The sequence below is a fragment of the Oleiphilus sp. HI0067 genome, from assembly GCF_001635735.1.
This window is the reverse complement of record NZ_LWFI01000340.1, coordinates 1-1,052: the sequence shown is the minus strand read 5'-3', so window position 1 is coordinate 1,052 and position 1,052 is coordinate 1. Positions and strand designations below refer to the sequence as shown.

At 42.6% G+C, this 1,052-nt stretch carries 1 protein-coding gene; it reads right to left on the bottom strand.

All coding sequences use genetic code 11. The features are described 5' to 3' along the window. A partial coding sequence (locus tag A3739_RS04155) for a cytochrome P450 (RefSeq protein ID WP_156502337.1) occupies nucleotides 1-936 on the bottom strand: 936 nt, incomplete at its 3' end. Nucleotides 937-1,052 lie beyond the last annotated feature (116 nt).

Sequence of the window (1,052 nt, the reverse complement as noted above, 5' to 3'; positions counted from 1 at the left end):
TAACTCTCGCTTTCCCACTACTTGATCTATTTCATCGAACGATTTTTGTTGTATGTGAGGGTGTGATGCGATTAAGTAAAATACCCATGTCATGGTGTTGGATGTGGTTTCATGCCCAGCAGAAAGAAGGGTAATTAATTCTTCCATAAGCAGCTCTTTTGGCATTTTAGAGCCGTCTTCATATTCAGCTTCCATTAACATCGAGAGCAGATCGTCTCCGAAGACAAAGGATCCATCATCTTGTCTTCTAGCGTCGATCATCGTTTCAATATTATGCATCAATTTTGATTTAGCTCGAGCAAGTCGTTTTTGTCCCGGCATCGGAATCCACGATGGCAATACAAACATGCTCTGGAAGCCTTTATTCATGATGAATTGCAATTCATGAATCAGCGCGCCGATTTCGTCAGATAGTGCGCTCATATGCTCCATATCATTATTGAAGAGTGTTTTAGATACGATATACAGCGTGAGTTTGAACATATCATCGTTCACATCCCTCACTTCGTCTTCTTCCAGCGATGTTGCGTAGCTATACGAGTAATCGATCATCGTTTGCGCATAGTTTTGAATTCGGCGAAAGTGAAAGCCAGGTTGGGCAAGCTTTCTCTGTGTCTTATGTGAGGAGTAACTGTTGTTTGTTACCAAACCGTTGCCGAGCACATGAGCCATCACGCCTACATCACATTCAGCCTTGCGAAAATCAGTGTAGTGCTTCACAAGAATCTGGTGGCTCATTTCTGCGCTAGTAACAAAGGATATCCGCTCACCAGGTACGCGCCAATCAGCCACATGTTCTCCGTAATTAACAGCGGAACGAACAAACGCTAAGGGATTTCTAGCGAAATCAAATAAGTTCCCAATTAATGGGCTTGCCGGCATCACACCTTTAAGCGGAGTAGGGACGGGAGAAGTAACAGTAGGATCGCGGAACATGAAAGCTTTTCTTATTAGTCTTTATTTGAGGGTAATAATAATTTCACTTCATTGGCATCACCACGCGCTTGTTTTGCGTGCTTCTGTTTTATACGGCTATAAAAAATTATTTTCGA